General features: G+C 65.9%; 20 protein-coding genes and 1 tRNA gene. 13 read left to right on the forward strand and 8 right to left on the reverse strand.

What is annotated here, in order from left to right; all coding sequences use genetic code 11:
• Positions 1-2 precede the first annotated feature (2 nt).
• The 5 genes from BRSPCE3_RS36100 (at position 3) to BRSPCE3_RS35440 (ending at position 12883) form a co-directional block, all read left to right on the forward strand.
• Complete coding sequence (locus tag BRSPCE3_RS36100; RefSeq protein ID WP_283843192.1) at positions 3-7499, forward strand: Ig-like domain-containing protein; 7497 nt, start codon at positions 3-5, stop codon at positions 7497-7499.
• Positions 7500-7636: 137 nt separating this feature from the next.
• On the forward strand, positions 7637-8842 hold the full coding sequence (locus BRSPCE3_RS35425) for an ABC transporter substrate-binding protein (protein ID WP_244071698.1): 1206 nt from the start codon (positions 7637-7639) through the stop codon (positions 8840-8842).
• A 137-nt stretch (positions 8843-8979) separates the two neighbouring features.
• Positions 8980-9774, forward strand: coding sequence for an enoyl-CoA hydratase (locus tag BRSPCE3_RS35430; RefSeq protein WP_244071700.1), 795 nt, complete (start codon positions 8980-8982; stop codon positions 9772-9774).
• A gap of 16 nt (positions 9775-9790) precedes the next feature.
• Positions 9791-10546, forward strand: a complete 756-nt coding sequence (locus BRSPCE3_RS35435) for a hypothetical protein (RefSeq protein ID WP_244071738.1) — start codon at positions 9791-9793, stop codon at positions 10544-10546.
• Between the two features lie 222 nt (positions 10547-10768).
• Entirely contained in the window at positions 10769-12883 is a 2115-nt protein-coding gene (locus BRSPCE3_RS35440; protein ID WP_244071702.1) for an acetate--CoA ligase family protein, read from the forward strand.
• A gap of 162 nt (positions 12884-13045) precedes the next feature.
• Here BRSPCE3_RS35440 and BRSPCE3_RS35445 read toward each other — a convergent pair whose 3' ends face one another.
• The 3 genes from BRSPCE3_RS35445 to BRSPCE3_RS35455 are packed head-to-tail and all read right to left on the reverse strand — an operon-like array spanning position 13046 to position 16123.
• On the reverse strand, positions 13046-13846 hold the full coding sequence (locus BRSPCE3_RS35445) for an enoyl-CoA hydratase/isomerase family protein (protein ID WP_244071704.1): 801 nt from the start codon (positions 13844-13846) through the stop codon (positions 13046-13048).
• 18 nt (positions 13847-13864) lie between these two features.
• A complete protein-coding gene (locus BRSPCE3_RS35450) occupies positions 13865-15025 on the reverse strand; it encodes an acyl-CoA dehydrogenase family protein (protein WP_244071706.1) in 1161 nt (386 codons plus the stop codon).
• Between the two features lie 30 nt (positions 15026-15055).
• Positions 15056-16123 (reverse strand): acyl-CoA dehydrogenase family protein, encoded by a 1068-nt coding sequence (locus tag BRSPCE3_RS35455; protein WP_244071708.1) that lies wholly within the window; start codon positions 16121-16123, stop codon positions 15056-15058.
• A gap of 385 nt (positions 16124-16508) precedes the next feature.
• Here BRSPCE3_RS35455 and BRSPCE3_RS35460 point away from each other — a divergent pair, with 385 nt between their 5' ends.
• Entirely contained in the window at positions 16509-17270 is a 762-nt protein-coding gene (locus BRSPCE3_RS35460) for an N-acyl homoserine lactonase family protein (protein WP_244071710.1), read from the forward strand.
• Between the two features lie 104 nt (positions 17271-17374).
• Entirely contained in the window at positions 17375-18157 is a 783-nt protein-coding gene (locus BRSPCE3_RS35465) for an SDR family NAD(P)-dependent oxidoreductase (RefSeq protein ID WP_244071712.1), read from the forward strand.
• 92 nt (positions 18158-18249) lie between these two features.
• On the opposite strand, the gene BRSPCE3_RS35470 is transcribed toward BRSPCE3_RS35465, so the two are convergent.
• Both BRSPCE3_RS35470 and BRSPCE3_RS35475 read right to left on the reverse strand, forming a co-directional pair.
• Positions 18250-18528 carry a GlsB/YeaQ/YmgE family stress response membrane protein gene (locus tag BRSPCE3_RS35470; protein ID WP_244071714.1) on the reverse strand — a complete coding sequence of 93 codons (279 nt, stop codon included), beginning with the start codon at positions 18526-18528 and terminating at the stop codon, positions 18250-18252.
• A gap of 36 nt (positions 18529-18564) precedes the next feature.
• The gene (locus BRSPCE3_RS35475; protein ID WP_244071716.1) at positions 18565-19170 is read right to left on the reverse strand and encodes a YidB family protein; all 606 of its coding nucleotides are present in this window, start codon (positions 19168-19170) and stop codon (positions 18565-18567) included.
• Positions 19171-19345: 175 nt separating this feature from the next.
• Here BRSPCE3_RS35475 and BRSPCE3_RS35480 point away from each other — a divergent pair, with 175 nt between their 5' ends.
• The 3 genes from BRSPCE3_RS35480 to BRSPCE3_RS35490 are packed head-to-tail and all read left to right on the forward strand — an operon-like array spanning position 19346 to position 21022.
• The gene (locus BRSPCE3_RS35480) at positions 19346-20371 is read left to right on the forward strand and encodes a 2-dehydropantoate 2-reductase (RefSeq protein WP_244071718.1); all 1026 of its coding nucleotides are present in this window, start codon (positions 19346-19348) and stop codon (positions 20369-20371) included.
• Entirely contained in the window at positions 20368-20577 is a 210-nt protein-coding gene (locus tag BRSPCE3_RS35485) for a hypothetical protein (protein WP_244071720.1), read from the forward strand. Before BRSPCE3_RS35480 ends, BRSPCE3_RS35485 begins: the two co-directional genes overlap by 4 nt.
• A 22-nt stretch (positions 20578-20599) precedes the next feature.
• The gene (locus BRSPCE3_RS35490) at positions 20600-21022 is read left to right on the forward strand and encodes a CAP domain-containing protein (RefSeq protein ID WP_244071722.1); all 423 of its coding nucleotides are present in this window, start codon (positions 20600-20602) and stop codon (positions 21020-21022) included.
• A gap of 71 nt (positions 21023-21093) precedes the next feature.
• Here BRSPCE3_RS35490 and BRSPCE3_RS35495 read toward each other — a convergent pair whose 3' ends face one another.
• From BRSPCE3_RS35495 to BRSPCE3_RS35505, 3 genes are all read right to left on the reverse strand, one after another.
• Positions 21094-21735, reverse strand: a complete 642-nt coding sequence (locus tag BRSPCE3_RS35495) for a hypothetical protein (protein ID WP_375710008.1) — start codon at positions 21733-21735, stop codon at positions 21094-21096.
• A gap of 207 nt (positions 21736-21942) precedes the next feature.
• On the reverse strand, positions 21943-23013 hold the full coding sequence (locus BRSPCE3_RS35500) for a hypothetical protein (RefSeq protein WP_244071724.1): 1071 nt from the start codon (positions 23011-23013) through the stop codon (positions 21943-21945).
• A 222-nt stretch (positions 23014-23235) separates the two neighbouring features.
• A complete protein-coding gene (locus tag BRSPCE3_RS35505) occupies positions 23236-23886 on the reverse strand; it encodes a TetR/AcrR family transcriptional regulator (RefSeq protein WP_244071726.1) in 651 nt (216 codons plus the stop codon).
• A gap of 85 nt (positions 23887-23971) precedes the next feature.
• Between BRSPCE3_RS35505 and BRSPCE3_RS35510 the strand changes: the two genes are divergently transcribed.
• The 3 genes from BRSPCE3_RS35510 (at position 23972) to BRSPCE3_RS35520 (ending at position 26655) form a co-directional block, all read left to right on the forward strand.
• On the forward strand, positions 23972-25477 hold the full coding sequence (locus tag BRSPCE3_RS35510) for an NAD(P)/FAD-dependent oxidoreductase (RefSeq protein WP_244071728.1): 1506 nt from the start codon (positions 23972-23974) through the stop codon (positions 25475-25477).
• Positions 25478-25573: 96 nt separating this feature from the next.
• A tRNA-Arg gene (locus BRSPCE3_RS35515) sits at positions 25574-25650 on the forward strand.
• A 246-nt stretch (positions 25651-25896) separates the two neighbouring features.
• Entirely contained in the window at positions 25897-26655 is a 759-nt protein-coding gene (locus tag BRSPCE3_RS35520; protein ID WP_244071730.1) for a lipopolysaccharide assembly protein LapB, read from the forward strand.
• Positions 26656-26909 lie beyond the last annotated feature (254 nt).

The following is a 26909-nucleotide window of genomic DNA, read 5'->3' on the forward strand; positions in this document are numbered from 1 at the left end:
TTGTGTCGGACCCCGTTGTTCTCACGCTGTCGATCAGCAATACGCTCGACGAGTATCTCCAGCTCTACGGTGCGATCCACGCCATCAGCGTCGGCGGAAGTTTCGCTGCTGCCGACACCGACTACATCATCAAATTCTCGCTCACGTCAGGCTCGCGCACGGTATCGCTGCTGGACGATCTGCCGGCCATCAACCTGATGAGCGGCTCGACGCTCACCTTCGACGGCAGCAACGACTACAACAACCAGCTCGGCGGACAGGACTATAGCGACGTCATCGACGCGCGCGGCTACCAGGGCTTCGTCGTCACATCCGGCACGGTCACGTTCAAGAATCTCTCGATCATCAACGCGGTTGCGAGCGGCGGCAATGGCGGGGTCGGTGGTGGCGGCGGCGGCGCAGGCCTCGGCGGTGGCCTGTTCGTTGGGCAGAACGCCGACGTCACGCTCAACAACGTCAACTTCGGCAGCAATACCGCCAAAGGCGGCAACGGTGGCGCGGTCGATCCGGCAGGCGGCGGCGGTGGCGGCGGCGGCATCGGCGCCGACGGCGGCAGCGGCAATGGCGGCGGCGGCGGTGGTGGCGGCTTCGGTGGCCAGGACTACTACGGCTACCATGGCATTGGCGGCAACGGGTACAGCGAGGCCGGCTATGACTCGCAGCATCCTTCGCCCGGTTCGCAGACCTCCGGCGGCACACCGGCAACCGTCGTCGGTCCGGGCGGCGGGCAGAGCGCCGATAATTACGGCGGCATCGGCTTCGGCGCGCACGCCGCCGGCGGCGCAGACGGCGGCGGTGGCGCCGGCGGTGTCGGTGGTGGCGGCGGCGGCATTGGCGGTGGCAACTCGGTCGGCGGCGGCCCTTCTGGCAACGTCATCGGCTATGGCGGCGCCGGCGGCATGGGCGGCGGTGGCGGCGGCGGCATCTATGGCGGCGGCAATGGCGGTTTCGCCGGTGGTGGTGGTGGCTCCGGCAACGGCAGCGGATACGCGCATACCGGCGGCAATGGCGGCTTCGGCGGCGGCGGCGGCGGTTCGAACGGCGCGCCCGGCACCGGCGGCTTTGGCGCGGGCAGCGGCTCGCTCGCCGGCGGCGGTGGTGGTGGGTTAGGCGCCGGCGGCAACATCTTCGTTCAGCAGGGCGGCAAGCTCACCGTCATCGGCGGCACGTTGTCGGGCGCGACCGAGACCGGCGGCACCGGCGCCAACGGCGCAGGCGACGGTTCGGCCTACGGCGATATCTTCATCCAGGGCACGATGGTCGTCACCCCGACGCACACCGTCTCCTCCCCATTCGCCGGCGGGCCGACGATATCGACGACGCTGACGATCGCCGATTCGATCGCTGACGAACGAGGCATCAGCGGCAGCGGCACGACCGGCAAACTGGTCGTCTCTGGAGGCGGCACCCTGACGTTGACAGGTGCGAGCAGCTATGTCGGCGGCACGCAGATCGACAGTGGCAACGTCCTGTCGATCACGGCCGACAACAACATCGGCGGCTCGGCCGGCGCGCTGATCCTCAACGGCGGCATGCTGACCACGACCGGCGGCTACACCTTCACGCACGACATTCAGGTCACCGCCAATGGCGGCACCTTCGATATTTCGTCGGGCACAATCGCCGACACCGGCTCGATCAGCGGCTCCGGCACGTTCATTCTGTCCGGTGCAGGCACCTTGCAGCTCGGGATGGGTCAGCTCGCAGGTTTGACCGGGACGTTCGGACTGAGCAGCGCGCATCTGTCGCTGACATCGAACGGCACGTTCGACGACACGCTTTCGCTCAGCGGCAATTCGATCCTGTCGATCGCGAACGGCAAGACCGTCACCGACACCGCCCTCGTAACCGGCAGCGGCAATCTCGGCATCGACGGCGGCGGCACGCTGGTGCTTGGCCATGCCGCCAATAGCTACGGCAGCACGACGATCTATTCCGGCACGGTGTGGCTTACCGCGGCCGGCGCTGCCGGAACCGGCAACATCTCGTTCACGTCAGGCATTGTCGGTACGCTGAAGATCGACAACGCTGCGCTGACCGGCAATGCGTTCACCAACACGATTGTGAACTTCAATCCGGGCCAGTTCATCGACCTGACCGGGTTGCAGTACAACACTCAGACTCCGTCGCTCAACACGGTCAGCCTGTCCGGCAATACGCTCTCGATCTCGAACGGCACCACGACCGATACGCTGACCCTTGCCGGGGTCGGCGCCGGCACCAGTTTTCAGCTCTCGCAGGATGCGAACGGTGGAACGATCGTTCAGGTCGTGTCGACCCGCGTCTTCAATGTCTCCAACGTCGCCGAACTCAACGCCGCCATCCTGCAGATGGATTCCGGCGGGGTTAACGCCGCGGCGAATGCCAACTACACGATCAACATCACCGCGAATTTCAACCTGACGTCGGAGTTGTATGCGCTCAATCTCTTGAGCGGATCGAGCGTCACGGTCAACGGCAGCGATGGCCACGGCGGCACGCACACGATCGACGGCCTCAATGCACAGCGCGGCTTCTTCGTCTATGCCGGCAGCGTCAATCTCGAGAACCTGACCATCCAGAACACGGTGGCTGCCGGTGGCGGCGTCATCCAGGGCGGCGGCGGCGGCGGCGCCGGGCTCGGCGGCGGGCTGTTCGTCTCGTCGAACGGCAGCGTCACGATCGACAATGTCGTGTTTCACAACAGTGCCGCGATCGGCGGTAACGGCGGAACCGGTAGCACCGCGAGCAACGCCAACATCGACGGCTTCGGCGGCGGTGGCGGCATGGGGGGCCAAGGCGGAAACAGCAGCGGTGGCGGCATCGGTCTTCACGCGCAGGGTGCGAACTCCGCCGCATTTCAGAACGGGTCCGCCGGCATCGTCCCCGGCGCCGCGGGGGGCGGCAAGGGAGTCGATGGCTACCTGATCCCATACGGAAGCGGGACCCTTCTTTACTGGTATGGCGGAACGGGCGGCGCCAACGGCGGCGGCGGCGGCGCGGGTGGCTTCTTCGGCAACAATAACCGCGCGCACGGCACCGGCGGCGGCGTCGGCGGCGGTAACGCAATCGACGGCGGCAATGGTGGCTACGGCGGTGGCGGCGGGGCGTTCGGCAATGGTGGTTTCGGTGGCGGCGGCGGCTATGGCGGCAATGGCGGCTTCGGCGGCGGTGGTGGCGTCAGTGGGCTCGGCGGCTTCGGCGGCGGTGATGGCACGGCGGGCGGCGGTGGCGGCCTTGGCGCTGGCGGCACGGTCTTCGTCGAGCAAGGCGGCTCGCTGACCATCAAGGGCGGCTCGCTCTCCAACGATTCCGGCTTCAATGCCGTCAAGGGCGGCACCAATGGCATCGGCCAAGCCAGCGGCTCGGGCATCGGGTCCGGCATCTTCATCCAGGGCAACAACACTCTCAGCTTTGCACCTGGCAGCGGCCAGACGCTGACGGTCGCCAACGACATCGCGGACCAGAGCGGCAATGGCGGCACCGCTGCGAATGCAGGGATGGGCGGCCTCGCGATCAGCGGCGGCGGCACCGTCGTTCTCGGCGGCAACAACAGCTACACCGGCAACACAACCGTCAGCGGCACCGGCACAAGGGTGTCGATTTCGTCCAACGTCAATCTCGGCGCGGTGACCAACGTGCTGAAGCTGGGCGACGGCACCGGCATCAGCTTCACCGACGGCTTCACGCAGACCCGCAACATCACCGTTGCGGGTGATCCGGTCTTCAACGTCGCGGCCGGCGAGACCGTGACCCAAAGCGGCGTGATCTCGGACGGCGCGACGCCGGGCGACGTCGAGGTGACCGGCGGCGGCCGGCTGGTGCTGTCGGCGCACAACACCTATTCGGGCGGCACCGTCATCAAGGGCTCGATCCTCGAACTCGCGGCGAACGGCGCGGCGGGAACGGGATCGATCGCCTTCACCGACGGCTCTACCGAGAAACTCGTGCTCGATGCCGCGGCATTCTCCGGCGCCTCGTTCGGCACGTCGATCACCGGCTTTGCCGGCGGCGATACCATCGACTTCGGCAATCTCGCCTATGACGCGACGGCCACGCTGTCCTATGCGAACGGCGTGCTGCTGGTGAAGAGCGGCAGTGGCACGACGCTCGCCTCGCTGACCCTGAGTTTTGGAACCGGCGCCTCGTTCGGCTCGCTGATGCTGGCGTCCGACGGCTCGGCCTCGCCGCATCTGGAGATCCGGTCGCAGGCGAGCATCGCCTCGGTCACGGCTGACACCACCGGTCATCTCACGACGCTGAACACCGGCAAGGTGGTCACCATATCAGTCAATTTTAGCAACATTGTGAGCGTGGCCGGCGCGCCCGAGTTGCTGCTCAACGACGGCAAGGTCGCGACCTATGTCAGCGGCAGCGGCTCGCAGGTGCTGGTGTTCAGCTACACCGTGCAGGCCGGCGACAGCACGTCGGATCTGCAGGTGCAGAGCCTTTCGCTCAACAGCGGCAGCATCAAGGATCCCGGTGGCCAGGACGCCGACGTCACCCATGCGGCGACCGACCTCCATCTCGTGATCGACGCGGTCGCCCCGACCGTGTCGGTTGCCGCGAGTCAGACCTCGCTGCTGGCCGGGCAGACCTCGACCGTCACTTTCACCTTCTCCGAGGCAGTCACCGGCTTCGCGCTGTCGGACACGACGGTGAGCGGCGGCACGCTGAGCAATCTCGTCCATGTCGGCGTCAATGCCTCGCACCAGGACATCTACACGGCGACCTTCACGCCCGATGTGACCAACACCGAGGCAGGTTCGGTGCAGGTCAACGCATCGAGCTATACCGACACGGCCGGCAACGCCGGTGCGGCGAGCAGCGCGATCAATTTCACCGGCGACACCAAGGCGCCGACGGTGCAGGTCACTGCCGATCATACTGCGCTGACCGCCGGAGATAGCGCGCTCGTCACCTTCACCTTCTCCGAGGCGGTCACCGGCTTCGGGCTCGGCGATGTCACGGTCAGCGGCGGTACGTTGGGCAACCTCACCCATGTCGGCATCGACGGCTCCGGCCATGATGTCTACACCGCAACCTTCACGCCCGACGTGACCAACGCCGAAGCGGGCTCGGTCCAGGTCAACGCCTCAAGCTATGCCGACGTCGCCGGCAATACCGGCGCGTCGAGCAACACGATCAACTTCACCGGCGACACCAAGGCGCCGACGGTGTCGGTCTCGGCCGACCACAGCACGTTGCTGGCCGGCCAGACCGCAGTCGTGACCTTCACCTTCTCCGAGGCCGTGGCGGGCTTCGCGCTCGGCGATGTCAGCGTCAGCGGCGGCACGCTGGGCAGCCTTGTCCATGTCGGCGTCAACGGCGCCGGCCAGGACATCTACACGGCAACCTTCACGCCCGACGTCACCAACGCCGAGGCCGGCTCGGTGCAGGTCAATGCTTCGAGTTACAGCGACACGGCCGGCAATGCCGGTGGGGTCAGCAATACGGTGAGCTTCACCGGCGATACCAAGGCGCCGACGGTCTCCGTCACGCTCAATCCAGACGCGGTGCTGGCCGGCGATGTCTCGGTCGCGACCTTCACCTTCTCCGAGGCCGTCTCCGGCTTCACTCTTGGCGGCACCACCGTTCACGGCGGCGCGCTGAGCAATCTGGTGCATGTCGGGCTCAATGGCGCGGGTCAGGATGTCTACACCGCGACCTTCACGCCCGATGTCAGCGACACCGAAACCGGCTCGGTGAAGGTCAATGCATCGAGCTACACCGATCTGTCCGGCAACGCAGGTGCGGCGAGCAACGCCGCGACGATCGGCGGCGATACGCTGGCGCCGACGGTGTCGATCGCGGCTGACCGTAATGCGCTGCTGGCGGGCCAGACTGCGCTGGTGACATTCACCTTCTCCGAAGAGGTCGCAAGCTTCGCGCTCGGTGACGTCGCCGTACATGGTGGCGCGCTGGGCAATCTGGTCCATGTCGGCGTCAATGGATCGGGCCAGGACGTCTTCACCGCGATCTTCACGCCGGACGAAAGCAACACCGAGGCAGGCTCGGTGCAGGTCGCGGCGTCAAGCTATACCGACGTTGCCGGCAACGCCGGTGCGGCAAGCAACGCCGTCAATTTCACCGGCGACACCAAGGCTCCGACGGTGTCGGTCGTGGCGAGCCCGAGCAGGGTGCTGGCCGGGCAGACGTCGGTTGTCACCTTCACCTTCTCCGAGCACGTCGCGGGCTTTGCGCTCGGCGATACCGCCGTCGCCGGCGGGGCGCTGAGCAGCCTGGTCCATGTCGGGCTCAACGGGTCGGGCCAGGACGTCTACACGGCGCTGTTCACGCCAGATATCAACGATGTGTTGGCGGGCTCGATCCGGATCACGGCCTCCAGTTATACCGATGATGCCGGCAATGTCGGCGCGGCGAGCAACACCGCGACGATCGGCGGCGACACCCATGCGCCGACGGTGTCGGTGGCGGCCGACCATAGCGTGCTGCACGCGGGCGACGCGGCGCTGATGACCTTCACCTTCTCGGAGGCGGTCGCGGGCTTCGGGCTCGGCGATGTCACCGTGCACGGCGGCCTGCTCGGCAGCCTGGTCCATGTCGGCCTCAACGGCGCCGGCCAGGATGTCTACACTGCGATCTTCACGCCTGACGTCACCAACCATCTGTCGGCCAGTTTGTCGGTCACCGGCGCGAGCTACACCGACATCGCCGGCAATGTCGGTGCGGCAAGCAGCTCGGTCAATTTCAGCGGCGACACGAAGGCGCCCTCGGTGCCGGCGCTGTTTCTGCACCAGGACACCGGCTTCTCGGGTGCCGATCACATCACCGGCAATACGCTGATCGACTATTACAAGGCCGATGCGGCCGACACGCTCCGCTTCAAGGCCGACGGTGCGTCGGGCTTCTCGACGGTGGCGCCGACATTCACGACGGATGGCGTCCACTCCGTGACGGTGCAGGAGGTCGATGCCGCCGGCAATGTCAGCGCGTCGTCCAGCCTGACCTTCACCCTCGATACGACCGCACCGCATCTCACCGGGATCACGGCGACGCCGTCAGGCGGCGTTGCGGCGCCGGGCACGCTGGTGCAACTGACGGTCGGCTTCAGCGAGGCGGTTCGCGTCAATGGCGGCACGCCGACACTGACGCTGAACGACGGCGGCAGCGCGATCTACGATGCCGCCGCCACGACGCTGCTCGGCGATCCCTCGAAGCTGGTGTTCGATCACATCGTGTCGTCGACCGATCGCGCATCCTCGCTGGCGGTGACCGGCTTCGCCGCCAACGGCGCAAGCGTGGTCGACCTGGCCGGCAATGCGGCCTCGCTGTCGGCCGTGTCCGCCGCCTTCGATGCGCTGCACGTCAACGAGACCGTGGTGCCGGCCTATACGATCGGCGCCATCACGAGGCCAGAACTGCATCTCGATCTGGGCGGCCACGTCATCATGGACGCGACCGCCACCGCGTTCGCCGGACACTATGGCATGCAGTACCTGTTCCTCGGGCTGCCGGCCGGAACGCCCTGGCAGACCGTGCCCGATTTTCATCTCTAATCGCATCGCGTCATTCCGGCTAGCGGAAAACAGATTGCTGCCGCTGCGGCTTGCTGCACTGCGGGCCATGCGGCATGATCCGGCCCTCGAAACGGACCTTGTGGAACGAGGTCCGCATCTCAAGGGGAGGATTTTGAATGAGACGGGTTTTGGCCGGCGTGTTGGCCTGTGTGTTTGCGATCTCGGCGAATGCGTCGCTGGCGCAGGACAAGCCTCCGCTGAAGCTCGGCGGCATCCTCGACATGTCGAGCCTCTACGCCGACATCACCGGCTCGGGCAGCGAAACCGCGGCCAAGATGGCGGCGGAGGACTTCGGCGGCACGGTGCTCGGCCGCAAGATCGAGATCGTGGTCGGCGACCATCTCAACAAGGCCGACCTTGCCGCCAACATCGCCCGCGACATGATCGACAACCAGGGCGTCGAGATGATTTTTGACGTCGCTGCTTCGGCGACTGCGCTGGCCGCCGGCGAGATCGCCAAGGCACGCGGCAAGATCATCATGTTCAACGGCCCGGGCTCGATCCGGCTCTCCAACGAGGCCTGCGGCCCCTATACCGTGCACTACGTGTTCGACACCTTCGCGCAGGCCAATGTGACCGGCCTTGCCGCGGTGAAATCCGGCCTCGACACCTGGTTCTTCCTGACCGCGGACTATGCGTTTGGCCAGGACCTGGAAAAGGACACCAGCAATGTCGTGGTGAAGTCGGGCGGCAAGGTGCTCGGCAGCGTGCGGCATCCGATCAACACCTCGGATTTCTCCTCCTTCCTGCTGCAGGCGCAGGCCTCGAAAGCCAAGGTGATCGGGCTCGCCAATGCCGGCGGCGACACCATCAACGCGATCAAGCAGGGCGCCGAGTTCGGCATCACCAAGGGCGGCCAGAAGATCTCGCCGCTGCTGGCTTTCGTGACCGACATCGACAGCGTCGGGCTCGAGACCGCGCAGGGGCTGCTGCTCGCGGAGGCGTTCTATTGGGACCTCAATGACGACACCCGCGCCTTCACCAAGCGCTTCATGGAGCGCACCAAGCGGGTGCCGACCTCGGCCCAGGCCGGCGTCTACTCCTCCGTGCTGCACTATCTGCAGGCGGTGAAAGCCGCCGGCACCACGGACGCGGCCGCCGTCATGAAGGTGATGAAGGAGACCCCGATCAACGACATGTTCGCCAAGAACGGCCGGATCCGCGAGGACGGCCGCATGGTGCACGACATGTATTTGTTCGAGGTCAAGAAGCCCTCGGAATCCAAGGGACGCTGGGACGACTACAAGCTGCTCGCGACCGTGCCCGGCGACCAGGCGTTCCAGCCGCTGTCGGAATCGCGCTGCCCGCTCGTGAAAAAATAGGACGATCGGTGTCCCGTCATTGCGAGCGAAGCGAAGCAATCCATCTCGCCAAACCGGAGGCATGGATTGCTTCGTCGCTTCGCTCCTCGCAATGACGACGTAAAGGTCTAACCAACAACAACGAAAGGCAAAATGCCATGAGCGATAATCAGATGGTTCTCCAATCCCTCGAGCAGGGCCTGCTCACCATCACCATGAACCGTCCGGATCGGCGCAATGCGCTCAATCCCGACATGACGCGCGGCCTCGTCGAGGCGGCGCGGCGCGCGCAGGATGATACCGAGGTGCGGGCAGTGCTGATCCGTGGCGCCGGCGGCACCTTCTGCGTCGGCGGCGACGTCAAGTCGATGGCGGAAGGCCGCGCGCCGCTGCCGTTCGAGGCCAAGATGGCCAACCTCCGCCGCGGCATGGAGGTCTCGCGGATCCTGCACACGATGCCGAAGCCGGTGGTGGCGCAGCTCGATGGTGCGGCGGCCGGGGCGGGCCTCTCGATCGCGCTGTCCTGCGACCTGCGCGTCGCCAGCGCCTCCTGCAAGATCACCACCGCGTTTGCCAAGGTCGGCTTCTCCGGCGACTACGGCGGCACCTATTTCCTGACCAAGATGCTCGGCAGCGCCAAGGCGCGCGAGCTCTACATGATGTCGCCGGTGCTGTCGGCGCAGGAAGCCTACAATCTCGGCATGGTCTCCAAGGTGGTGCCCGATGCCGATGTCGAGGCCGAGGCGCTGGAACTGGCGCGCTCGCTGGCGCAGGGACCGTCGGTGGCGCTCGGTTACATCAAGCGCAACATCAACAATGCCGAGACCATGACGCTGGAAGCCTGCTTCGACGGCGAGGCGATCCACCATACCCGCGCCGGCGAGACCACTGACCACAAGGAAGCGGCGAAGGCCTTCGTCGAGAAGCGCAAGCCCACCTTCCAGGGGCAGTAAAGCCGTGACCAATCACATGGCCGAGTACATGCGGTTGCGGCAGATCTGCCTGGTGGCGCCGCAGCTCGCGCCCGTGATCGCTGACATCTCTGCGATCATGGGCCTCGATGTCTGCTACCGCGACGGCAACGTCGCCAAGTACGGGCTGGAGAACGCGCTGCTGCCGGTCGATATCATTCTGCTGGAAGTGGTCGCTCCGTTCCAGCCGGGGCCCGGCACCGCGGCCGGCCGCTTCATCGAGAAGACCGGCGGCCGCGGCGGCTACATGGCGATCTTCGCTTGCGAGGATCCCGACGCGCGCGGCGCCAGGGCCAATGCGATCGGCGTGCGCACTGCCAACGTGATCACCCACGCGCCGTATCACGGCGTGCAACTGCACCCGCGCGACTGCCGCGCCGCCTTCATCGAGTTCAACCACACCGACGGCAGCGACGATGTGCTGGGGCCGTACCCGCCGGCCGGCCCGGACTGGCAGAAGTCGATCCGCAAGGACACGACTTTGGCGCTGACCGAGGTCGAGATGCAGAGCCCCGAGCCGGAGGGGTTGGCGGCGCATTGGGGCAGGATCGTCGGCATTCCCGCCGACGGCACCGTGGTGAAGCTGCCGAATGCGATCTTCCGCTTCGCCAAGGGCGACAGCGAGATCATGGGCGGTCTGACGTTCAAGGTCGCGGACAAAGCCAAGGTGCTGGAGGCCGCGAAAGCAAGGGGCTGTGCTGTTGATGGCGATCAGTTCCAGCTTTGCGGCGTGACGTTCAAGCTGACAGCGTGATCTTCGTAGCCCGGATGAAGCGAAGCGAAATCCGGGACCGCACTCTCCGCGGTTAGAGCGGCCCCGGATTGCGCTGCGCTCCATCCGGGCTACGGCATCTATCAGACCCGTCATCCTTCGAGACGACCGCGTTGCGGCCTCCTCAGGATGACGGACGCAGGATTGAGCCGGCGGCTGCGATCCAATATCGTGGCTCTCAACAAGAACAATTGGAACGCCCCCATGCCGCATCCGCTCGATTCCTTCTTCGCCCCAGAGAGCATCGCGCTGATCGGCGCCTCGCGTGATCACGAGAAGATTCCCGGCCGGCTGCTCGCGATGCTGCGCAAGAACGGCTATCCCGGCGCGCTCTATCCGATCAATCCGAACTATGACGAGATCGACGGCTTGAGATGCTTCAAGTCGATCGCCGAGATCGGCGCGCCGATCGATCTTGCCGTCATCGTGATTCCCGCGCGTGCCGCGCTGCCGGCACTGGAGCAGTGTGCGGCCGCCGGCGTCAGGAACGCGGTCATCATCTCCTCGGGCTTTGCCGAGGAGGGCGGCGACAGCGCAGCGATGCAGGACGCGATCGTGGCGCTGGCAAGGCGAACGGGGATGCGGATCTCCGGTCCGAACGCCGAGGGTTTCTACAGCCAGGTGCAGAAGGTCGCCGCGACCTTCAGCCCGACTGTCGACGTCAAGCCGGATGCGCCTGATCTGGTCGCCAGCCAGCGGCGGATCGGCATCGTCGCGCAGAGCGGCGGCATCGGCTTTGCGATCTATCATCGCGCCAGGGCGCTTGGTGTCGCGCTCAGCTACGTCGTCAGCGCCGGCAATGAGAGCGATCTCGGTGCCGGCGAGTTCCTCGACTACATGGTGCAGGATGCCTCGACCGACGTGATCCTGCTGTTCATCGAGGGCATCCGCGACGTCGACAAGTTCCTGGCGGCGGCGAAGCGCGCGGCGCAGCTCAAGAAGCCCGTCATCGTCACCAAAGTGGGCCGCTCCGGCGCCGGCGAGCGCGCGGCGGCCTCGCACACCGCGAGCATGGCGGGCTGGTCGGCGGCCTATGACGCGGTGTTCGCCAAATACGGCTTCATCGTCTCCAACGATCTCGACGAGGCGGTGACCATCGCCGCGGTTCTCACCACCAACCCGCTGCCGAAGGGCGACCGCGTCGCGGTGCTGACGGTGTCCGGCGGTGCCGGCATCTGGGGCGCCGACACCGTGTCGATGCAGGGCATGCGCGTGCCCGAGCTTTCGGCCGATATTCAGGGCCAGATCAGGCAATGGATGCCGTCCTACGGCGCGGCGGGCAATCCGGTCGACGTGACGGCGCAGGGTGTCTCCTCCGGCGGCCTGCAGAAGAGCATCGAGCTGTTCGACGCGTCCGATGAAGTGGATGCGACGCTGGTCGTGCTGTCGCTGTCGAGCGAGACGCGGATGCCGTTCAAGGAAGCCGAGCTGAAGCCTCTGATCTCGGCGCAGAACAAGCCGGTGGTGTTCTATTCCTACACGCTGCCGTCGCAGTTCGCGCGGCAGGAGCTGGCGAAATCGGGCGTGGTGGTGCTCTCGGGGCTGACCCATGTCGGTGTCGCGATGCGACGGCTGGCGGATTACGCAGCCTTCAAACCCGCGCCTGGCGTGACGGCGTCGGCGGCGCCGGCGCACGATCTCTCCGCCCATCTGAAAGCGAAGACGCTCTCGGAACATGACAGCAAGTCGCTGCTGCGCGCCGCCGGCATCGCGTTGCCGGGCGAGGTGCTGGTGACCGATCGTGACGGGCTCGACGCCGCGATCGAGCGCGCCGGGTTTCCGCTGGTCATGAAGATCCAGTCGCCCGCGATCGCGCACAAGAGCGAGGTCGGCGGCGTCCGCGTCAACATCGCCGCCAAGGGTGCGGCGTTCACCGCCTATCGCGACATGCTGGAGAGCGTGCAGAAGGCGCGGCCGGATGCTGCGATCCAGGGCGTGCTGGTCGGGCCGATGGCGAAGAAGGGCGTGGAAATCATCGTCGGCACCATGACGGATGCGACCTTCGGGCCGATGGTGATGGTGGGGCTCGGCGGCGTCACCACGGAGTTGTTCAAGGACGTGGTCTATCGCCCGGCGCCGGTCAGCCCGGCCGAGGCGACCACGATGCTGGAGACGCTGAAGGCCGCGCCGCTGCTGCACGGTTTTCGCGGTGCGCCGAAGGCGGATGTCGCGGCGCTGGCGCGGCTGATCTCGCAGATTTCGGTGCTGGCGGCGCAGCATGCAAACGAGATCGCCGAGATCGAGGTCAACCCGGTGCTGGTGCACCCGGAGGGGCAGGGCGTCACGATCGTCGATGCGCTGGTGGTGCCGAGGGATTAGCGAGCTATCTCCCGACGTCGTCCCGGCGAAGGCCGGGACCCATACGCCGCGGCCCGCGGAAAGGGCACAAGGGGAGACGGCTTCTCTTCCAACTCAGTTCGGTGGTTATGGGTCCCGGCTTTCGCCGGGACGACCCGTGTTGAGAGAGACGTGCGCGAGAGCTCACCGCCCCTTGAAGTTGGCGACGCGGCGCTCGGCGGTGGCCTTGACGCCTTCCTTGAAGTCTTCGGTCGCGCGCAGCTTGGTCTGCTCTTCCAGCTCGTGGTTCGTCGCGGCGAGCACGCGGTCGGCGAGGCCGGCGCGCATGGTGGCGCGGGTCGAGACCAGGCCGAGCGGCGAGCATTCGGCGATCTCCTGCGCGAGCTTCATCGCTTCAGCCCGCACCTGGTCCTGCGGCACCAGCACGTTGGCGAGGCCCCAGCGATAGGCCTCTTCGCCGGTGACGCGGCGGCTGGTGTAGAACATCAGCTCGGCATTGTTCTTGCCGATCAGCTCCGGCAGCGTCGTGGTCAGGCCGAAGCCCGGGTGGAAGCCGAGCTTGGTGAAATTCGCCGCGAAGCGCGCCTCGGGGCAGGCGACGCGGAAGTCGGCGGAGACCGCAAGGCCGAGCCCGCCGCCGATCGCGGCGCCGTGGATCGCCGCGACGATCGGCTTCTTGTTGCGGAAGATGCGCACCGCCTGGACGTAAAGATGGTTGATCGGCAGGTTGGAGGCCGGGTCGCTCTTGGCGCGCTCCTCCTGCTCCTGGCGGGCCGGATCGCCGAAATTGGCGCCGGCGCAGAACGCCTTGCCCTGGGCTGCGAGCACCGAGGCGCGGATCTCGATGTTGTTGTCGATCTCTTCAAGCGCGTCGGCGATCTGGTTGATCAGCGCGACGTCGAAGAAATTCAGCGGCGGCTTGCGGATTTCGATCAGGCCGACATGGCCGTGGGTCTCGACGCCGATATCCGTGTACTTGGTCATTGATCTGTCCTCGTTGAATTAGCGCAAGCCCAAACCGCGGGCGATGATGCCGCGCAGCACTTCGGTGGTGCCGCCCTGGATCGTCAGCTTGGGCGCGGTCTTGATGGCGAAATCGAGCTGCTTTTCCAGCGTCTCGCGGTTGGTCGCGGTCTCCTCGACGAACGCTGCGAGATCGCGGACGCGATGCGGCAGCTGCTGCTCCCACACCGTGCCGATGTCTTTCACGATCGAGGCCTCCACCACCGGCTCCTTGCCGGCCTGCAACATGCCTGCAACCGACACCGACATGCGGCGCATGGTGTGGACCTGTGCCACCAGCCGGCCGATGCCCTCGGCGCTGCGGGTGTCCGGGTTGTTGCCGACCGCGCGCACCAGTTCAGTGAGCACGTAATAGGTCTCGAGAAAGCGCTCGGGACCGGAGCGCTCATAGGCGAGTTCGGAGGTCGCCTGCTTCCAGGCGCCGTCGACCTCGCCCAGCACGTGATCGTCGGGCACGAAGTAATCGGTGAACACCACCTCGTTGAATTCGAACTGGCCGGTGATCTGACCGATCGGATTCACCTGGATGCCCGGCTGCTTCATCTTGACCAGGAACTGGGTCAGGCCGTGGCGGCGGTTCTCCTTGGTCGGCGGTGACGTCCGGAAGATCGCGATCATGTAGTCGGCGATATGCGCCGACGAGGTCCAGATCTTGGTGCCGTTGATCAGATAGCCGCCGTCGGTCTTGGTGGCGCGGGTTTTCGCCGCGAACAAATCGGAGCCCGAGTTCGGCTCGCTCATCCCGATCGCGAAGCAGACCTCGCCGCGGCAGATGCGCGGCAGGATGTCCATCTTGATGTGCTCGGGCGCGTATTTCAGCAGCACCGGGCCGCTCTGGCGGTCGGCGACGAAGAAGCGCCGGGTCGGCGCGTTCGCCACCCGCATCTCCTCGGTCACGACGTAGCGCTCGAGGAACGAGCGCTCCTGGCCGCCATATTTCTTCGGCCAGGTCATGCCGAGCCAGCCCTTGGCGCCGACGCGGCGAGAGAATTCCGGCGCGTCATTGTCCTCGCGGTTCGGCGCGTGGGGATCGAAGGTGCCGGCGGCGATCTCCTCGGCGAGGAAGGCACGCACCTCCTTGCGGAGCTGCTCGCATTTCTCCGGCAGGCGGATCGGATCGAAACGAAGGGCTGCAGTCATGATGTCCAGTCCTGATCTTTCTGCCTGGTCTCAGCGCGAAGCCACCAGCGGCCACAATTCATCGGCGCCACGATTCGCAACGAGTTTGCCGAGCTCGACCGCCCAGTAGCTCTCCGAGCCGAAATCGTCGCGCCAGGCGAGTGCGCGCAGTGAATAGCGGTGCAGGATGTGCTCGATGGTGAAGCCGATCGCGCCGTGCACCTGATGAGCGATGCCGCTGCCTTTCTCGGCCGCTTCCGAGCAACGGATTTTCGCCGAGGCCGCTTCGAGGAACACCGCGTCATTGTCGAGCGTCTTGGCGTTGGCGATGGTATCGGCCGCGGAAGTCGCAGCGGCCAGCGCCGCGGCGTTTTCACCGGCGAGACGGGCGAGGTTGTGCTGCACCGCCTGGAATTTCGAGATCTTCTTCTCGAACGCGACGCGCTCGTTGGAATAGCGCACGGAGATGTCGAGCATCGCTTCCAGGGAGCCTGCGATCTGGAGTGAGCGCACCACGCCGCCCATCAGCATCAGCGTGGTCTGGTCAAAGCCCTTGGGCGCCGGCTTGATGGTGACCGGCTGCACCTTGTCGAGCGTGACGGTGTCGTTGTGATCGCCGCCAAGCCCGGTGCCGGATTCGATCCGGCACTTCGCGGAATCGACCAGCGCAATCGAGATGCCGTCCTTGCCGCTTGCCAGCACGGCGAAGTGCTTTGCGTCCTTGGCAAACGGCACACCCCGCGCGCGGCCCGAGAGCGAACCGTCGGCGCCAACCGTGACGCGATCCTTCGGGCTTGCAGGGACAACCGTCATCTCGCCTTCCGGTGAGGCGATCCTGGCCTGCGTCAGCAGCCAGCCGGCCAGCATTGTTTCGGCCAGCGGAACAGCGATCGCGTGCCGCCCGGCAACGTTGAGGACGCTGAACCCTTCCGCGAGGCTGGCGCCGGAACCGCCGAGATCGTCGGGCACCCAGGACAACGGCAGGCCGGCTTCGGTCAGCGCCCGCCACAACGGCGCCTTCCATGCGCCCTGTCTGTCGTGGTTGATGGTCTGGGCATCCGCGAGATCGGCGAAAATCTTTTCCGCGGTCTCGGCGACGATGTTTTCACTCTCCGCCACAGCGTTCCTCGTGTTGATTGGCTTGGGCTGGCCGTTCGGCCATGCCCTGCTTGCGATGTTGTCTTGCGCTCAATGATGCGGAAAAGCCATAGCCGTGACAAGCGTTGCCCGCAGGGCCACTTGCGCAGATGGCATGAAGCTGGGCGCGACGCATGAATTCCGCATTGTGAACTTTCGATTGTCCCTGCTTGCATGCCACGCCTGGAGCGAATGGGGAGCAAATGGGCTGGCGGCGCCTGTTCAGTCCGCCAGATGAAACTCGACTGCCGCGACCGGCGATGGGGCATGGCGGCGGCGCTTGCACAGGCGCGACCAGCCTCGCGAGAAGGCATATGCGTTTCCATGACCTCATGGTTAGCTTGCGGCTGAAATGGGAGGTAACGAGATGAAGATGCACATGTTGTCGGGCGGCCGTCTGCAGATGTCGAAGCGGACCTATCTGCCCGATGCGCCGCGCGGCGAGACGATCGACCTTCCGGTGTCCTGCGTGCTGCTGCGGCATACCCAGGGCAATGTGCTGTTCGACACCGGATGCCATCCCGATGTCGCGACCGATCCCGAAGGGCGGCTCGGCACGCTCGCCAAATACATGCGACCGATCATGCCGGCCGACGACCACGTGCTGACCAGCCTGAAGGCGGTCGGCCTTGGCCCCGATGACATCGACGTCGTGATCTGCTCCCACCTGCACACCGATCATTGCGGCTGCAATGCCTTCTTCAAGAAGGCGACGATCTTCGTCCATGCGCTCGAGGTCGAGGCCGCGAACGCCGACAACGCGCTCGATCGCGGATACATCAGGGCTGACTGGGATCATCCGCTGAAGATGGAGATCTTCGACCGGCAGATGGATGTGTTCGGCGACGGCAGGCTGACGCTGGTGCCGCTGCCGGGACACTCCAAGGGAACGACCGGCGCGCTGGTCAAGCTCGACCGCAGCGGCGAATTTTTGCTGGCGTCCGACTCGCTCAGCGTGCGTGCCAATCTCGATCAGCGGACCTCACCGCGGAACAGCCTCGATGTCGACCAGTTCCTGAGATCGCTCGACGAGATCGCGAAGCTCGAGGCATCCGGCGTCAAGATCATCTGCGGCCATGACGCGGCGCAGTGGGCCGGCCTGCAAAAGGGCCCGAACGCATATACGTGAGGAGGTGCATCTGAGGACCCGGCGCGGCTTGCAGATACCGTTCCGCGCGATATGGTGTGCCGCCGCCGGAGTTCATCTGGCTCACAACAACAAGGAAAATGCAGATGTCCAAGGATGGTTTGTGCGCGATCGTGACGGGATCGGCATCGGGACTCGGCGCCGCCACCGCGCAAATCCTCGCCACGCCGGGCGCGCGCCTCGTCATCAACTATTCCAACAGCAAGGCGGAAGCCGAAGCGACCGCGGAAGCCTGCCGCAAGCAGGGCGCCGAGGTGCTGGTGGTGCAGGGCGACGTCTCGCGCGATGAAGACTGCAAGACAATCGCAGCCGCCGCGCAGGGCTGGGGGCGGCTCGACGTGCTCGTCAACAATGCCGGCACCACCAAGCATGTGCCGCATCACGATCTCGACGGCCTGACCGCGGAGGATTTCCAGCGCATCTACGCCGTCAACACCATCGGTCCGTTCCAGATGGTTCGTGCCGCGCGCGCTTTGCTCGAAGCCGGAGCGAAGGCATCCGGCCGTCCGTCGGCGGTGGTCAACGTGTCCTCGGTTGCCGGCATTTCCGGCGGCGGTTCGTCGGTCGCCTATGCCGCGAGCAAGGGCGCGCTCAACACCATGACGCAGTCGCTGGCGCGCGCGCTGGCGCCGCTGATCCGCGTCAACACCGTGTGCCCGGGCTATATCGATACGCCCTGGTTCACCAAGGGCCGCGGCGAGGCGGGCGCAAAGCAGGTGCGCGATGCCGTGGTCGCGCGCGTGCCGCTGAAGGTCGCGTCGACCGCCGAGGATATCGCCAACCTGGTTTGCTTCCTGGCGAGCCCGGCGTCGAGCAACATGACCGGCGAGTTCGTCCGCATGGACGCCGGCATGCATCTGATTCAGTGACATAGCTGTCCGCGTCTTCAACTGTCGCAGAAAACGAAAATGCCCGGGCCAGGCCCGGGCATTTTGATTTTGAGCCGGTTACGGCTTGGCCGTCACTTGTTTCCGATATCCGGGATCACGCGCGCGGCGACCAGCCTGTTCCAGATGAACAGCACCACCAGCGCGCCGATCGTGGCGGTGATGAAGCCGGCGCCTTGTTCAGGACCGTAATGGCCGATCGCCTGGCCGATGAAGGTCGCGAGAAACGCGCCGACGATGCCGAGCACGGTGGTGAGAATGAAGCCGCTTGGATTGTTCGGTCCCGGTGACAGGAACCGCGCGATGATCCCCGCGACAAAGCCGACGATGATGACCCAGATGATGCCGCCCATGACTGTCGTCCTCCTCAGATGGAATCAACGCCGCCGCTACAGCCTGCGGTGCAGCTCGTCGCCGCTCGGCAGCCGCCCGTCGGGCGTCAGGTGATTGATCGCGTCGGGCAGATACTGGCTCAAGCCCTGCAGTAGTTGGTCGCGCGACATGCCGCTCTGCGACGCCAGCGAGTCGATCTGGTCGGCGCCGAGCGCGTTGGCGAGATCGCCGGGCGCGATTTGCTTGTTGGGCCCGTTGCTGACCCAGGAATTGGCCGCATCGCCATGACCCTTCTGCTGCAACTGGTTGAGCAGATCGCCGAGGCCGCCGCTCAGCACGCTGCCGGCTGCGCCGCCGGCCAGCAGTCCGCCAAGACCGCCCTTCAAGAGATCGCCGAGCCCGCCGCCACCGGCGCCGCCGGGCAGGCCTGCGGTGACGTTGCCGGGAGGAAGCGGCGGCGCTTGCGCCGGCTTCGGCTCAGGGGCGTTCGCATCGGCCTGGCCGCCCGAGAAATGCTTGACCGCCTTCCAGGCGAGCAGCGCCAGGATGGCCATCGTCATCGGCGACATTCCGCCGCCGCTGGAGCTGTCGGATTGTGTGCTTGGCGCGCTCGGTCCGCGCGGGCCGTTCTGCATGCCGTTGAGTACGTCGAGTAGACCCATGATCGTCTCCTGCCGCAACCGTGCCCCGAGCGGGAAACATAGCTTCGGCCCATGACGGTTACAAGGCGGGCCGCCCGGCGGCGGTGCGTCGAAATAGGCAGGCAACTCCAGGTCTGCTATCGAGGTCTGCTATCGAAGTCCGCTATCGAACCCTGATGAATGGACGTTTAGCCAGATGAACGAGGACCGGCCGATCGGGATCGCAGGCGCCGGAAGCATCGGCTGCTTCGTCGGCGGCATGCTGGCTGCGTCCGGTCGCCGCGTCGCGCTGCTGGCGCGGCCGCGGCTGATCCAGGAGGTCACCGCGCATGGCTTGCGGCTCTCCAGTTTCGACGGCTCGCAACAGACGGTATCCGCGGACAGGCTGGTGCTGTCGGATGATCCGTCGATGCTGCGCGCCGTTCAGACGCTGCTGGTGACGGTGAAGAGCGCCGACACCGGCGAGATCGCCGAATTGATCGGGCGTCATGCACCGGCCGATGCCGTGGTGATCAGCCTGCAGAACGGCGTCGGCAATGTGCCTGTTCTGCGCGACCGCTTGCCGCGCCGCACGGTGCTCGGCGGCATGGTGCCGTTCAACGTGGTCGCGCTCGGCGACGGCCGCTTCCATCGCTCGACCTCGGGCGACATCGTGATCGCGCAGGATGATTCCGGTACCGCGGCGCGGCTCTCGGCACCTGGCCTTGCGATCGAGGCCACCTCCAATATCGACGGCGTGCAGTGGGGCAAGCTGATCGTCAATCTCAACAACGCGCTCAACGCGCTGTCCAACATTCCGTTGCGGCAACAACTGGCACAGCGGGGCTGGCGCCAACTGCTCGCCGACCAGATGGCCGAAGGTCTGGCCGCGGTGCGCGCCGAAGCCATCGCACCGGTGTTGCCGACGCCGCTGCCTTCGAGCTGGATGCCGGCCCTGTTGCGGCTGCCGGATGCGCTGTTCGACATGCTGCTCGGCCGCACCATGAAGATCGATCCTGAAGCGCGCTCCTCGATGTGGGAGGATCTGCAGCGCGGCCGCCGCACCGAGATCGACTATCTGCAGGGCGTGATTGTCGCGATCGCGGATCGCCGCGGCCTCAAGGCTCCGCTGTCGCGCCGCGTCATCGCGCTGATCCGGCAGGCGGAGGCCGACGGCAAGGGATCGCCGGGGCTGACGGCTGAGCAGATTCGCGATGGACAACCGAGGAGGTCAACATCATGAAACGATCCTGCATCACGCTGCTCACGCTTGTTGTGCTGGGCTTGGGGCCGGTTCGCGCGGCGCCGCCGACCGTCACGCCATCGCCGGGCTACGATGCGCGCCTGCAGGAGCAGCGCGCGGCGATGTCCGGGAGGTCGAGCCAATCGGCCGTGTCGGCGCACAAGCCGGCCGCGCATCGCCACCACACGCGCGGTCGCGCGCGCTGATCAATCGCAAAGAAGACCTCAGATGAAGCGGCTCGTTCTCGCGCTCACCCTTCTGCTTGGCCCGGTTGCGGCTGCCAGCGCCGCCGACTATGCCGGTTCGATCAGTGCCTACCGGCACGCCAACCGCATGCCGGCGGTGAAGCTCGACGCGAAGCTGAATGCGATGGCCTTGAGGCAGGCGCAGGCGATGTCGGCGAGCGGATCGGTCAGCCATTCAGCGGGCGGCAGCTTCTTCACGCGCATCGCGCCGCTGAAGAAACAGCGGGCCGCCGAAAATATCGGCGCAGGGTTCATCGCCTTTGCCGAGATGCTGAAGCAGTGGGAGAACTCACCGGGGCATCGCGAGAACCTGCTGATGCCGGGCGCCAAGCGCGTCGGTGTGGCCTATGTCGACAATCCGAAGTCGCCGTACCGCAGGTTCTGGGCGATGGTGATTACCGATTGACGCAACGTCGCGTTTTCGAGCGGAAGTGGATCCTGTTCGCTTGAAGAAAACGCGTCAACGATAAAGCGGCGCTAGTTGCGCTTCGCGACCTTGGTCGGCGGCGGCGAGGCCGGCGTGAACAGTTTCTTCAGGCCGTCCAGTCCGTCGGAGAGTCGCGGCCAGTCGCACGAGAACGTGCCCTTCACGCAACTCGCCGCCTGTGGCCGCACCCTGGGAAGCGGGGCGGCGGCGCGTGGCTTGACCGGGCGTGCGACCGGGCCTCTTGCCGGTTCGCTGTGCAGTGACGCCTGCTGGATCTGCGGCGGCCGCTCCTGCGGCTTCTCCTGCCGCTCGAGCTGCTTGGCATTGAACGCGGCGACGATGCGCGAGCGGCGCTGCTGCTCGAGATAGCCGGTATATTCCTGGTCGATCTGCTTCTGCTCGTCCGGCGTCGGATTGGGACCTGCGATGTCGAAGCTGCGGTCCTGCATGAAGTCGTAATAGGTGTAGCCGCCGCCTGCCTTGCGGCGTCCGGCGAACTTGGCGTTGCAATCGGCGAGTTGCGCGGTCCGGTCTTCCTTGATCTTCGCCTTCTCGGCGAGGTCGGCGCAATCCTCAAAATCCTTCGGCCCGCTGCGCCACCATTGCGCATGCGCGCTCATCGGCACCAGCGCGAGCGCGGCAACGAAAACGGCAACAGCCAACGTCGATGATCGTGACGGCATCACGGACATTGCAAGCAAACCCGAACGACACAGAGTGAGCGGATTGTCGCCATTTTAGTGACGCTTGTCACCCCGGAACCGAACGATTTCCCTGACCAATTAAGTCGCAGATCAGCCGTTTGGCCCGATCAAGTAATCGCTCTACGCAATTGCAATATTTAAAGAATTTTTGCGGCAATGGCGTGCCGGCAACTGGAACAATTCGCCTTGAATCGTTCACTTCACCCGATGCAGCAGGGCTACGAGTTCCGCCTGCCGGTGCGTGCCGGTCTTCTGGAAGATCGTCTTGAGCTGATTGCGCGCGGTGGCCAGGGCGACGCCGGCCTCCTGCGCGGCGGCTTCGACTGAATCGCCGCGCGCAAGCCGCGCCGCGAGGCGCGCCTGCGCCGGCGTCAGCTCGAAGGTCGCCGCCAGCAGTGCCTGGTCGAATGCGGCGCTGCCTTCGAGATCGCGGATCAACAGGATCGCGCGCGCGCCCAGGAACGGCGATCGCGCCGCGGGCGGCACCGGCTGCAGCTGGATCACGATCGGCCGCTTGTCGATCCTGCGCATCACGATCGGCGGCGACGGTAGCGGGTGCAGGTCCGAGCTGTGCGCCAGCTGGTCGATCAGCCGCGTCAGGTCGGCATTGGCCTGCCGGTCGAGCAGGCTGAGGCGGTTGTTGCGGATCGCAAGCTCATGGCCGAGGCAGGCTTCGGCCTGGCTGTTCATGCCGATGATGGCGCCGAAGCGGCCGACCGCAATCGCGGCGACCTGGATCAGATCGAGCGCGCCGGTGATGCCGGTAAGCGCAGTGCGGCCGACCACGGTGGACAACGTCGCGGCTTCGGTGAGCCGCGCCGACACGCGCGACAGCGCCTTGACCTCGTCGGCATCGAACATGCCTTCCTTCGGTGAGCGCTGGATGCTCAGCGCCCACAATGCCGGACCGGCGTGGAAGCCGATCGCGGCAAACCATTTCAGCCCGAACTCACCGAGCGTTGCGTAAAGCGGATCGCGCAGCATCTCGGCTTCGGACTCGAACAGGTTCGCATCGGTGATGACGTCGACGCCGGCATGCATCAGCGGCACGCCGCGTGCCGCGCGGATGTCGGTCAGATGAAGATTGTGCGGGAAATAGGTCTTGGTGAAGTAATCGCTGATCGATTCCGAGCGCGGAATGTCTTCGGTGCGGATATCGCTCTGAAGCATCGCAGCCCCGGTCGCGCCGACGGCGGCGCAGACCTCGTCCATGAAGGACGGCCAGGTCGCCGGATCGAGCACCACGTCGCCGAGGCGCGCGGTCACATCGTCAAGCCTGTGCAGGTCGACCAAAGGTTCAGCTCCGCCCTATGCAGAGTTCCGTTGTTTCGTAGGGCGAAACAGGTTGCGTCTGTCTCCGCCCGGTACCGTGCATAAGAGTACCCGGCACGCCGCACTTGCAAGTGAAATCGACGGCGCAGCCCGGCGCCGGCCGGCAAACCCTGGCGAAACATCATCGAAAATCGGCGGGTCCGGCCGATCCGGCCGCTACACGGAATGCAAATCCCGGCGGCGATCGGCCTCGGCCAGTGCCACGCGGCAGAAGCTGGCGGCGATCGCGGCCACCTCCTCGAGCGGCTGCGGATAGTGCTTCGACACCCAGCGCCGGGCGATCGAGATCACGGCGCCGACCATGCCGGTCGAAAGCAGCGTGGCCGTAGTACCCTTGTCGCTGCGTTTCGGATCGCGTGCCGGCGGCACCAGGATGTCGCTGAATGCGCGCGATGCGTCGAGCGTGACCGCATCGACCGCCGGGCTGATCCCGGTGATCTCCAGCAGAAACACCCGCGCCGGCTTCGGATGCTCCTTCAACCGCGTGAAATACAGCGTCAGCGCGGCGCGCAGCCGCAGCTCGGCATCGTCGCCGCCGGAAGCGGCGGCCGCTGCCATTTCCTCGTGCAGATGGTCGACGACATGGTTGTAGGCCGCGATCAGCAGCGCCTCGCTGTTGGCGAAGGATTCGTAGAAATAGCGCTCGGTCAGCTCGGCCGCTTCGCAGATCGCCTTCACGGTCGCGGCGCGATAGCCGACCTCGCCGTAGACCTCGATCGCCGCGTCGATCAGCTTCAGCCGCCGCTCGGCGCGGCGTTCCTCGGCGTCCATACCGCCATAGAGGCGGGCTTTCCGGCTGCTTGCCATGGAAAGAGTATTGACACGAGGCATTGTCAGATGTCAAGTTATCTGACAAGATGGATTGTCAAAACGGCCACGGGAGGGTCAGGGCATGTCCGCTCATTTCGACGTGTTGATCGTGGGCGCGGGGCTGTCGGGCATCGGCGCCGGCTACCATTTGCAGAAGAATTGCCCGGATCGCAGCTACGCCATTCTCGAAGGCCGCGACTGCATCGGCGGTACCTGGGATCTGTTCCGCTATCCCGGCATCCGCTCCGACTCCGACATGTACACACTCGGCTATTCGTTCCGGCCGTGGACCGAGCCGAAGGCGATCGCCGACGGCCCGTCGATCCTGAACTATGTGCGCGAGACCGCGCGCGTCTATGGCATCGACAAGAACATCCGCTTCAACCATCGCGTCATCAGCGCCGACTGGTCATCCGCCGACTCGCAATGGACGGTCGAGGTCGAGCGCGGGGCGGAGAAGACGATCGAGCGCTTCACCTGCAACTTCCTGTTCATGTGCAGCGGCTACTACAAATACGAGCACGGCTACACGCCTGACTTCCCCGGCATCGCCGATTTCGCCGGCCGCGTCGTCCATCCGCAGAAATGGACCGACGACATCGACTACGCCGGCAAGAAGGTGGTGGTAATCGGCAGCGGCGCGACTGCGGTGACGCTGGTGCCGGAAATGGCCAAGACCGCTGCCCATGTCACGATGCTGCAGCGTTCGCCGACCTACGTCGTGGCGCGGCCGGACGAGGACAAGGTCGCCAACTGGCTGCGGGCGCGGCTGCCCGCAAAACTCGCCTACGGTCTCACGCGCTGGAAGAACGTGCTGTTCGGCATGTATTTCTACCGGCTCTGCAAGCGCGATCCGGAGCGCGTCAAGAAGCTGATCCTCGGCGGCGTGCGCCACGCGCTCGGCCCCGACTACGACGTCGCCACCCATTTCACGCCGAGCTACAATCCGTGGGACCAGCGGCTCTGCCTGGTGCCGAACGGCGATCTGTTCCAGTCGCTGCGCAACGGCGGCTCGTCCGTCGTCACCGACCAGATCGAGACCTTCACGCAAGGGGGCATCAAGCTCAAGAGCGGCAATGTGCTCGACGCCGATGTGGTGGTGACCGCGACCGGCCTCGATCTCCAGGTGCTCGGCGGCCTCGACATCATGGTCGACGGCGCGCCGGTCGATCTGTCGCAGACCATGAACTACAAGGGGCTGATGTATTCGGGCGTGCCGAACCTCGCCGCCGCGTTCGGCTACACCAACGCGTCCTGGACGCTGAAATGCGACCTGACCTGCGAATATGTCTGCCGCATGCTCAACCACATGAAGGCGAATGGTTACGCGCAGGTGACGCCGCGGCGGAACGATCCGACCGTGACCGAACTGCCCTGGGTGGATTTTTCCTCCGGCTATATCCAGCGCGCCGCCGCCAGGTTCCCCAAGCAGGGCTCGCGCCGGCCGTGGCGGCTGTACCAGAACTATGCGCTCGACATCATGACGCTGCGCTTCGGCTCGCTGAAGGATGAAGCGATCGAGTTTCTGCCGGCACGCCGGGCCAGCGCCGCCGATGCAAGCTCGAAGCCGGCCCGCCAGGTGGCGTAACGGTGACACGCGCGCCCGCCGTGGCCGGGCTGGCGATCACCCGGCGGCTCTGCTATGGGATGGCGGCGCCCGCATGCTTCGCGCTGCGGGCCGTGCGGTCCCGTAGCTCAGCCGGATAGAGCGACGGTTTCCTAAACCGTAGGTCGGAAGTTCGAGTCTTCCCGGGATCGCCATTTTCCGCCTGGACGGAGTTTGCTTGCACCCATCGATGGCTGATTTCCGGGATTGCGGCCGGCGCAGCACTGCGATGTCCCAAGCGTGTGCCGCCCGGATGCGACTTTCGCTGGAGCTCTGTCGGCGGCAGTGATAACGGCTGACCGGATCATCTCACGACGGGCCGCATGCCGAAACCTCCGCCTCCTTCCCATCGCGGGCCCAGCCCATCCCCGGCTCTGCAACGCGCCGTGATGGCGTTGCAGATGGGGCAGGTCGTCGAAGCCGAGCGGCTGGCGGCCGAGGTGTTGAAGGCAAACCGCAACGATGTCGGCGCGGCCTCGATCCTGGCACGGGCGCTGATGGCCCAGCGGCGCAACGAGGAGGCGATCGCGCCGCTCGAGCGCGCCACGCGCCGCGTCGAGGATCCCGGCCTCGAAACCCTGCTCGGCGCGGCACTCGCCGGCGCCGGTCGCCGCAACGAGGCGATCGATCTGTTGCGGCGAACCACCGCGCGGCGGCCGCCGTTCCTTCCGGCATTTCAGGAACTGGCGGGACAACTGGCCTCGGCCAGCCGTTTCGATGAGGCGGTTGCCGTCGCCGAGAGCGCGCTTGCCCTCGTGCCCGCGAGCCTCGAGTTGCAGCTTTTGCTCGCGCAGATCTTGCCCCATCGCAACGAGCGCGGCCGCGCGCGCGAAATTCTGGAGAAGCTGCGCACCGCGGTGCCGGGGCATCCCGACATTCTGGCCGCGCTCGCGCGGGTGCTGCTGCTCGACGGCGAATATGCGGCCGCAGCAGAGCTCTACCGTCAGGTGCTGGCGCAGCGCCCCGACGATCCGCTGACGCGCACCAGCTTCTCCGCCTGCCTGCTGGAAATGGGCGACCGCGCCGCCGGCGAAGCCAATCTGCGTCTGGCGTTGCGCGGCCGGCCGCAAATGATCGGCCGCACCACGTCCGCGCTGACCATGTCATCGCACGGCCGCTTCTTCTTCCGTCCCAGCGCAGTTGTGAAGTTCTTGAGCTAGGCAAAGCTCGGGCAAATCACGTCGTGTGGACCTGCGTCGACATTCTCAGCTGTCATCGCCCGGCCTGTGCGCAATTGCGCGCATGGACCGGGCGATCCAGTACGCCGGGGCCTCTCGGCTCAAGCACAGGCGTCTCTGGAATACTGGATCACCCGCTTTCTGTTTAGTCCGGAGACATGGCTGACACTTGTTCGGACACATCACTGACAGGTTGGCGGTTGGTCAAGTCGATTGATGCGACCTGCCAGCTGGCG

The sequence above is a fragment of the Bradyrhizobium sp. Ce-3 genome (genome assembly GCF_022835695.1).
Taxonomy (GTDB): domain Bacteria; phylum Pseudomonadota; class Alphaproteobacteria; order Rhizobiales; family Xanthobacteraceae; genus Bradyrhizobium.